This is a genomic window from Chloroflexota bacterium (assembly GCA_018648225.1).
GTDB lineage: Bacteria > Chloroflexota > Anaerolineae > Anaerolineales > UBA11858 > NIOZ-UU35.
In genome coordinates this window covers 1-7,892 of the sequence record JABGRQ010000021.1, presented here as the reverse complement: position 1 = coordinate 7,892, position 7,892 = coordinate 1, and the positions used below count along the sequence as shown (strand labels likewise).

The 7,892-nt window shown below is 56.5% G+C and carries 9 protein-coding genes; all 9 read right to left on the bottom strand.

Annotation, left to right across the window (positions count from 1 at the left end; all coding sequences use genetic code 11):
- Nucleotides 1–3: 3 nt before the first annotated feature.
- Nucleotides 4–366, bottom strand: coding sequence for a phosphoribosyl-AMP cyclohydrolase (gene hisI, locus HN413_00425; GenBank protein MBT3388853.1), 363 nt, complete (start codon nt 364–366; stop codon nt 4–6).
- Between the two features lie 18 nt (nt 367–384).
- Nucleotides 385–1,899 (bottom strand): bifunctional phosphoribosylaminoimidazolecarboxamide formyltransferase/IMP cyclohydrolase, encoded by a 1,515-nt coding sequence (purH, locus tag HN413_00420; protein ID MBT3388852.1) that lies wholly within the window; start codon nt 1,897–1,899, stop codon nt 385–387.
- Nucleotides 1,900–1,933: 34 nt separating this feature from the next.
- Nucleotides 1,934–2,722, bottom strand: a complete 789-nt coding sequence (gene hisF, locus HN413_00415) for an imidazole glycerol phosphate synthase subunit HisF (GenBank protein ID MBT3388851.1) — start codon at nt 2,720–2,722, stop codon at nt 1,934–1,936.
- Nucleotides 2,722–3,333: an imidazole glycerol phosphate synthase subunit HisH gene (gene hisH, locus HN413_00410; protein ID MBT3388850.1), complete on the bottom strand. Its 612-nt coding sequence runs from the start codon at nt 3,331–3,333 to the stop codon at nt 2,722–2,724. Before hisH ends, hisF begins: the two co-directional genes overlap by 1 nt.
- Before the next feature lie 51 nt (nt 3,334–3,384).
- Nucleotides 3,385–4,119, bottom strand: a complete 735-nt coding sequence (gene hisA / locus HN413_00405) for a 1-(5-phosphoribosyl)-5-[(5-phosphoribosylamino)methylideneamino]imidazole-4-carboxamide isomerase (protein MBT3388849.1) — start codon at nt 4,117–4,119, stop codon at nt 3,385–3,387.
- A 94-nt stretch (nt 4,120–4,213) separates the two neighbouring features.
- Complete coding sequence (hisB, locus tag HN413_00400; GenBank protein ID MBT3388848.1) at nt 4,214–4,801, bottom strand: imidazoleglycerol-phosphate dehydratase HisB; 588 nt, start codon at nt 4,799–4,801, stop codon at nt 4,214–4,216.
- A 26-nt stretch (nt 4,802–4,827) separates the two neighbouring features.
- Nucleotides 4,828–5,946 (bottom strand): histidinol-phosphate transaminase, encoded by a 1,119-nt coding sequence (gene hisC, locus HN413_00395; GenBank protein MBT3388847.1) that lies wholly within the window; start codon nt 5,944–5,946, stop codon nt 4,828–4,830.
- Between the two features lies 1 nt (nt 5,947).
- A complete protein-coding gene (gene hisD, locus HN413_00390; protein ID MBT3388846.1) occupies nt 5,948–7,255 on the bottom strand; it encodes a histidinol dehydrogenase in 1,308 nt (435 codons plus the stop codon).
- Nucleotides 7,256–7,321: 66 nt separating this feature from the next.
- Nucleotides 7,322–7,892, bottom strand: a 571-nt coding sequence (locus HN413_00385; protein ID MBT3388845.1) for an ATP phosphoribosyltransferase, incomplete at its 5' end; no start/stop codon positions are given.

Below are 7,892 nucleotides of genomic sequence, written 5' to 3'. Positions count from 1 at the left end.
TGTTTATGCTTTGCTCTGAAGATCATCTGCAAGTTCTCGATAAAAGCACGAACGCGCGCCGGTATGACAAGCTGGCCCAGCAGGATCAACTTTAAGCAGCAGGGTATCGGCGTCGCAATCCACCCGAATCTGGCGCACGTTCATGAAATTGCCAGATGTGACGCCTTTATGCCAGAGTTCCCTGCGACTGCGACTCCAGAAATGAGTCTGTCCGGTGGTTTGCGTCAGATGCAGGGCTTCGGCGTTCATCCAGGCGACCATAAGAACCTCACTCGTCGTTGCATCTTGTACGACGGTGGTAATTAGCCCATTTGCGTCAAACGTCAAACGTCCGGCGTCTACTAAATTATTCCAGTCTTCATTCATCATTTTGCATTCTGCCTTTTAATGTCGAAAGTGGCGCATGCCGGTAAAGACCATCGCCAGTTCCAGTTCGTCCGCCGCGGCAATAACTTGCTCGTCGCGCACGGAGCCGCCCGGCTGGATGATGGCGGTCACGCCCATTTCCGCGGCGGTTTGAATCCCATCGGGGAAGGGGAAGAAGGCATCCGAAGCCAGCACGGAGCCCGCGGCGCGCGCGCCAGCGCGTTCCCCGGCAATGCGCACACAATCAACGCGGTTGGGCTGTCCGCCTCCAATCCCCACTGTGAAATTAATTTCGCCATCGCTTTGCGCCAGCAGAATTGCGTTGGATTTTACCGGCTGCACGGCTTTCCATGCAAATTTCAGCGCGTTCATTTCGTCGGCAGTTGGCTGGCGCTTCGTGACCACGCGCCACGCCGGAGCGCCGGTAGGGTCGCCGATATCTACGCTCTGGCGCAAATATCCGCCCACCACCGAGCGCAGTTCGTACTCTGCCCGCGGCGCATCCAGCGAAATTTGTAGCAGACGCAGATTCTTCTTCGTCGAGAGCAATTCGAGGGCCTCGGGCGTGAACTGCGGGGCGGCGATACACTCCACGAAGAGATCGCCCAGCCCGCACACAAATTCGGCGTTGACCAGGCGGTTGCTGGCGATGACGCTGCCAAAGGCTGAAATCGGGTCGCAGGCGATAGCCGGGGCGATTGCCTGCTCGACGCGCGGCGCGCTGGCAATACCACACGGGCTGACGTGCTTGACGACAACAGCAGTCGGCGCGTCAAAATTGAGGGTTGAACTCCAGGCACCATCCAGATCGAGCATATTATTGTATGAAAGCGGCTTGCCTTGCAACAAACGGCCCCCCATCGGGCCGTCGCCGGACTTTTCGGTGTAGTAGGCCGCGCTCTGGTGCGGATTTTCGCCATAGCGCAAGGTCTGCGCCGGGTAAAGATTTACCTGCAATGGGATCGTTTCATCTTTCAGCACCGCGAAATACATCTGAATAGCAGCATCATAGCGAGCGGTGGTAGCGAAGGCTTTGCGCGCCATACCTTGACGATAAGATGCATCATCAAGGGCAGACAAATCTTCAGGATAGTCAGCAGGATCGCTCAGCACGGTTACACGGGCGAAATTCTTGGCCGCGGCGCGCAGGAGGACCACGCCGCCGATGTCAATATTTTCGATGGCTTCGGCCAGGGTGGTTTTGGGGTTGGCGACGACCTGCTCAAAGGGATACAGGTTGACAATAACCAGATCAATTGCCTCCCAGCCGCGGGCAGCCAGATCGGCGCGATCGGTCTCGGTTTCGCGCGCCAGCAGCCCGGCGTGGATAGCGGGGTGCAACGTCTTAACGCGCCCGTCGAACATCTCCGGTTCGCCGGTTATCTGACTGACTTCGGTCACCGCCAGACCGGCCTGACGCAAGGCGCGTGCCGTCCCCCCGCTGGCGACCAGATGCCAATTCGCCGCGGCGAGCCTTTGGGCGAACTCGATCACACCGGTTTTATTCCAAACGGATAAAAGTGCTGTTTTCATTCCCTAACTCCTATATTCTATACTTCCTGGTTTCCTAATTACCAATCCCCACAGACCGTATTGGAAGCCCCCGTTCCGCCAGATACATTTTAATCTCACCGACCGTATACTCATCATAATGCAGCATCGAGGCAACGAGTGCCGCGTCGGCACGGCCTGCGGTCAGGACTTCGTAGAGATGCTCAGGCGTTCCGCCGCCGCCCGAAGCGATGATCGGGATTCGCACTGCTTCAGCAATTGTGCGCGTGAGTTTGATTTCGTAGCCGTCTTTGGTGCCATCGGCATCAATCGAGTTGACCACGAGTTCGCCCGCGCCCAGCCCTTCGCCGCGTTTGGCCCACTCGATGGCATCCACACCCATTGGGGTGCGCCCGCCGTTGATGACAATCTCATAGCCGGAGGGAATTTCCGCGGTCGGCTCCACGCGCAACACATCCATCGAGAGAACCACGGCCTGCGCTCCAAAAGCTCGCGAGGCCTCAGCAATCAACGCCGGGTTTTTGACCGCCGCACTATTGACATTCACCTTCTCTGCCCCAGCCAGTAGCACCTTGGCGCAATCACCCACGCTGCGCAGGCCACCCCCCACCGAGAAGGGAATAAAGACCCGCTCGGCGACCTGACTGACCACTTCGAGCATGATCGCCCGTTTGTCGCTCGAAGCGGTGATATCGTAAAAGACCAACTCATCCAGGCCGTCTTCGTAGTATTTTTTTGCACGCTCCACCGGATCGCCAATATCTTTGGTATTTACAAATTTGACGCTCTTGGCAAGTTTTCCATCGCGCACATCCAAGCAGGAAATGATTCGTTTGCTCAGCATCACGGCCTCCACTCGGCAAAATTCTTTAGAATTTGCATGCCAATTTGCGCGCTTTTTTCGGGATGAAATTGCGTGGCAAAAAGATTATCACGCCCGATAGCCGCGGCGAAATCATGTTCATAATTTGCCGTAGCATATACATCACTTTCTTCGTCGGGTCGGGGATAATAGGAATGCACAAAATAAAACTGATCGCCGGGTTTGACATCTTTCAGGATGAAATGCGGGCGGACGACCTCGACGGTGTTCCAGCCCATGTGCGGAACCGTCAACCGAGGGTCATCCAGTTCAAAACGCGGACACACCCCAGGCAGGATTCCCAAACAGATGGTATCGGCTTCTTCTGAGCGGATCAATGCAATCTGCGCCCCAACGCAAATCCCCATCATGGGGGTGCCGCGTTCAAAGGCCTGTAACAGCGCTTCATCCAAACCGCGTTCACGTAGCACCGCCATCGCCGTGCCGGCATGCCCTACCCCGGGGAAGATAATTTTCCCGGCGCGGGCAACCACATCGGGGTCTGGCGTGATGCGATTCTCAATCCCCAAATGATCGAGGGCGCGTTTCACCGAGGTCAGGTTCCCGGCGTTGTAGTTAATAATCGTTATCATAAAAAACTCCTGTCAAATGATGAACGATGAATGCAAAATGCAGAATATTCATCATTCAGCATTCATCATTTCAACACAATCTGCGATGCTAAAATTCCCCTCATACAATGCCCGGCCAATGATAACCCCGGCCAGCCCGGCATCGCGGACGCGGCGCACATCATCCAACGTGGCGACGCCCCCGGATGCAACCACGCTCAACCCCGAAACCTGCGCCAATGCCGACGTAGCTGCCACATTCACCCCGCTTTGCAGCCCGTCGCGGGCTACGTCGGTAAAGTTGCACCATTTCAGACCGCGACGGCACAGGTCACGCGCCAAATCAGCTGCCTGAACCCCGGCAGACTCTTCCCAGCCGCGGATGCGTACCATGCCGTCGCGGGCATCAATGCCCACAACAACACGCTCTGACCCAAAGATTTCCAGCGCCCAATCAACCAGTGCTGGGTTTTCGATGGCCGCCGTGCCGATCACAGCACGGCTGATGCCCGCGTCAAAAGCGGCGCGCAGGCTGTCTTCATCACGCAAACCGCCGCCGAACTGCACTTTGATGCCCACGTTCAAGATTTGATGCAAAGCGGCCAAATTTTCCACCACTGCTTCGCCAAAAGCGCCATCCAGATTGACCACATGCAGCCAGTCCGCCCCCTCGGATTGCCAGCGCTCGGCCCAGTCACGCGGCTCGTCGCCATAGATCGTTTGCCGCCCCGGATCACCCTCCGAGAGACGCACAACGGCCCCGTTGCGCAGGTCTATTGCAGGGAAAAGAATGAATTTATCTGTCATCGCTCGCTCCAATTCACAAGATATTTCACCACCAAGGCACAAAGTCACTAAGAAAATATTTCAGCCTTTGTGTCTTCGTGTCTTTGTGGTGGTTTTAAATCGTGCCTTTTGTGCTAGGAATTTCGCCCGCGCGGCGCTCATCAATGCGCGTCGCCGCATCCAGCGCACGCGCCAGTGCCTTGAACAGCCCTTCAGCCTTGTGATGGTCGTCACGCCCATAAAGTACGCGAGCGTGTAAATTGCAACGCGCCTGCACGGCAAACGATTCCATGAAATGCCCGAAGAGCGTCGTCGCAATGCCGCCCACAGCAGGCGTAATCCATTCGGCCTGCACCACGGCATACGGCCGCCCGGAAAAATCAATCGCCACGAAGGCCAGCACTTCGTCCATGGGTACATAGGCCGACGCTGTGCGCACAATGCCTTTTTTATCACCGAGTGCCTGTGCAAATGCCTGCCCCAACACCAGGGCGCAGTCTTCCACGGTGTGATGTTCATCCACGTGCAAATCGCCATCGGCGTGCAACGTCAGATCAAACAGCCCATGCACGGCAATATGATGCAGCATGTGATCAAGAAAGCCGATTCCGGTGTTAATATCGGCCTGTCCGCTGCCGTCGATATTCAGTTTTACGGTGATTTTAGTTTCATTCGTCTTGCGTTCAATGGTTGCTATTCGCATAAATACCTCGGTTACAGGTTAGACTTTCAACCTTCAACTTTCAACGCTTGTATAACTAAATCGGTTTGCTCCGGCTTCCCCACGCTAATCCGAATATGATCGTCCAAACCGGGTTTGTTGAAATAGCGGACCAAAATGCCCTGCCGCGCCAGATCGGCTTTGAGTTGAGCGGCATCGCGCCCGATGACCTGACACAAAATAAAATTAGATTGGGATGGATAGGGTTTCAGCCAGGAAATTTCTTGCAGCGCTGCAAACAGCCGTTCGCGCTCAGCGATGATGCGCTGACCTGTAATTTCAAGTTGGTGCGCGTTTTCAAGGGATATTACGCCCGCGCGCTCGGCTGCTACGGACACATTGTAGGGTTGCTTGATTTTCCACAGGTGGGGCATCATCCAGTCGGGGAAAACGCCATACCCGATGCGCAACCCGGCCAGCCCGGCCCATTTACTGAAGGTGCGCAGGACGATCAGGTTTTCGGGCCAGCCTTCATCTTTGCCCTCACCCCAACCCCTCTCCCAGCGGGAGAGGGACGATGTTCCCGGTGGGGCGAATTCGACGTAGGCTTCGTCAAGGATGACGAGTATCGGCAAATCCAGCAGGGCGTTGAGCATCTCAGGGGATAACAGACTGCCATCGGGGTTGTTCGGCGAGGCCAGGAAGATTGCTTTGGGTTTAGACTCCGCCACCACCGCGGCAATCCGCTCGAAGTCCAGTTCGAAAATCCTATCTCTTGGCACTGAAATCGTGCGGGCGTTGTTGACCGCCGCATCGAAGCTGTACATCCCAAAAGTCGGCGGACAATTGACAATACAATCGCCCGGCTCCAAAATCAGGCGCATGACCAAATCAATCAACTCATCAGCCCCGGCCCCGGCAAGAATATTTTCGGCAGAAATGCCATGATACTCGGCGAGGGCAGCGCGCAAATGGCGGCTCTCCGGATCGGGATAAATGTGGGCATAGGGCAGATCGGCGAGGGCGGCGCGCACTTCGGGCAGCGGGCCGTAGGGGTTCTCGTTGGCATCGAGCTTGACGATCTGCGCTGCCGGAATACCCAACTGCTCAGAGAGCACTTCGAAGGGCAGAATGGGGGTATAGGCTTCCATTTGAGCGATGTGAGCGCGAAGAAATTTATTCATCATTCTAAATTCTGCATTCCGCTGAGGCCGCGTGCGCTGTGAGCGTTTCGGCGCGGGCAATTTCGGCGGCCAGCGGGCTGAGTTGCGCGGCGGTGTCGGGGTCGAGGGCGACGATGCTGTTGATTTTGATGAAATCCATCACGTTGAGCGGCGAAGCAAAGCGCGCCGAGCCGCCCGTGGGCATGACATGACTTGGCCCGGCAACGTAATCGCCCAAAACTTCAAAAGAGTGATCGCCAAGGAAGAAGCCTCCGGCATTGTTGATACTATCGGCGAGCGCCTGCGGATCCGCGACCGCCAGACAGAGATGTTCGGCGGCGTATTCATCGGCAAGTTGGGCGGCGGTGGCGAGATCGGGCGTGATGACGATACCGCCGCGATTCTCGATGGACTGGGCGATGATTTCAGCGCGGGAAAGGTCTTCCATCTGGCGAGCGGCGGCGACCTGCACGGCTTCGGCCAGGGGGCGGGATGTGGTTAACAAGATGGCACTAGCGAGGGGGTCGTGCTCGGCCTGAGCCAGCAAATCGGCGGCCACCCATTCGGCATTAGCACTCTCGTCGGCGATGACCATTGTCTCAGTCGGCCCGGCTAGCCCGTCGAGGCCGACGATGCCATAAACCTGCTGTTTGGCGAGAGTAACGAAGAGATTCCCGGCCCCAACAATTTTGTCCACTTTGGGGACGCTCTCGGTGCCAAAGGCCAGCGCCGCAATCGCCTGCGCCCCACCAAGTTGATAAATTTCTTCGATGCCGCAGATATGCGCCGCGGCCAAAATCGCGGGATGCGGATTGGGCGGCGTGCAAACGATGATGCGCTCCACCCCAGCCACCTGGGCAGGGATGACCGACATCAGCAGCGAGGAGGGCAGCGGCGCCGATCCCCCCGGCACATACACCCCGGCGCGCTGCACGGCGCTGGCGCGCTGGCCGAGGATGCCGCCCATCTCAGTGGTCGTCCAGTTAGGCAGCGGTTGGCGTTGATGAAAATCGCGGATGCGCTGCGCGGCGATGGTCATTGCTTGGGTCAGCGCGGGTGGCAGGTTGTTGTACGCCGCAGCAAAAGTCTCCGGCGGAATGCGAAAATCTTCGAGATCGGTTTTGTCGAGGGTTTTCGACCAGCGCTGCAGAGCAGCATCACCTTCATTGCTCACAGAGGAAAGGATGCGCATCACGGCTTCGTAGGGACCAACCCCCTCACCAAACAACCGCTCCACCCCGGCGATCAACGCGGGGGGATAGTTGGTAGTATTGATGGGTTTGCGACGCAAGATGGTTTTTCGGGCGGTTTCGAGGTCGTAGATTTTGAACATGGTAAAACTCCAATGATGAATTCAGAAGGATGAATGATGAATAGAAAGTTCTACATTCCGAATTCATCATTCATCATTTTTTAGCGCTTTTAACATTTCTGTATAAGCAGCTGGTTCTTCTTCGAAAATATACGTCACCGGCGTGACAACCACTCCGCTACCGCCGATGGAACGCAACTCGGCAATTGCCTTTGGCAACTGGTCTTTGCGCACCACAATATGAACAGCATACCAATCTCCGGCCCGATTGTTGACAATCGGCGAGATGGTTGGGCCTTGCAAACCCCCGATAACATCTTGTGTGAACATGTGCCCGGCGATGGCTTCTGGCGATTCACCGCGTATATTGGCAAATACGGCCAGATTTTCTTTGGCTCGCAGATAAGCCACAATGAACTCGATCAACTGGCGGGCCACGGTCTGCACGTCTGGGCGGGATTGCAGGGCAGCACGATTGGCGATCATGCAGGCCTGCGAGGTCAAAATCTCGCCATCATCCAGCAGGCGCAGCCGATTGGCTTGTAACGTGGTGCCCGTTGAAACCAGGTCAACGATCAGATCGGAATAGCCAATCGTGGGGGCGATTTCCAGCGTCCCTTCGGCAGAGATGAGATGAGCGTCGTCGAAGTTGTTCTTG

Bases quoted from the DNA above. Each gene is read 5' to 3' on its own strand.
- hisI (MBT3388853.1), bottom strand. From the start codon at position 366: ATGAATGAAGACTGGAATAATTTAGTAGACGCCGGACGTTTGACGTTT.
- purH (MBT3388852.1), bottom strand. From the start codon at position 1,899: ATGAAAACAGCACTTTTATCCGTTTGGAATAAAACCGGTGTGATCGAG.
- hisF (MBT3388851.1), bottom strand. From the start codon at position 2,722: ATGCTGAGCAAACGAATCATTTCCTGCTTGGATGTGCGCGATGGAAAA.
- hisH (MBT3388850.1), bottom strand. From the start codon at position 3,333: ATGATAACGATTATTAACTACAACGCCGGGAACCTGACCTCGGTGAAA.
- hisA (MBT3388849.1), bottom strand. From the start codon at position 4,119: ATGACAGATAAATTCATTCTTTTCCCTGCAATAGACCTGCGCAACGGG.
- hisB (MBT3388848.1), bottom strand. From the start codon at position 4,801: ATGCGAATAGCAACCATTGAACGCAAGACGAATGAAACTAAAATCACC.
- hisC (MBT3388847.1), bottom strand. From the start codon at position 5,946: ATGATGAATAAATTTCTTCGCGCTCACATCGCTCAAATGGAAGCCTAT.
- hisD (MBT3388846.1), bottom strand. From the start codon at position 7,255: ATGTTCAAAATCTACGACCTCGAAACCGCCCGAAAAACCATCTTGCGT.